Origin of the sequence: Pseudomonas sp. SIMBA_041 (assembly GCF_046535095.1) — a bacterium.
Taxonomy (GTDB): domain Bacteria; phylum Pseudomonadota; class Gammaproteobacteria; order Pseudomonadales; family Pseudomonadaceae; genus Aquipseudomonas; species Aquipseudomonas mucoides.
On sequence record NZ_JAWRXJ010000694.1, the window covers coordinates 1 to 249 of the forward strand.

A 249-nucleotide genomic window follows, 5' to 3' on the forward strand; every position below is an offset into this window, starting at 1 on the left:
TAATTCATGCTGACGTGCATGCGCACGGAGCGCACCTTGCCGACGAAGCCTTGCTGCAGCAGGTCTTGCAGGTAGCGGTTGTGCGGCGCGTGGCGGCGTTGCAGACCGACGATGTGGCGCACGCCGGCATCCTTGGCCAGGTGCAGCAGTTGTTCGGAGTCTGCGGTGGTGGTGGTCAGCGGCCATTCGCAGTAGACGTCTTTGCCGGCGGCGATGGCGGCACGCACGGTTTTTTCGTGTTGCGGGGCG

General features: G+C 64.7%; 1 protein-coding gene. It reads right to left on the reverse strand.

Annotation, left to right across the window (positions count from 1 at the left end):
• A partial coding sequence (locus SB725_RS32885) for a Gfo/Idh/MocA family protein (RefSeq protein WP_410923660.1) occupies positions 1-249 on the reverse strand: 249 nt, incomplete at both ends.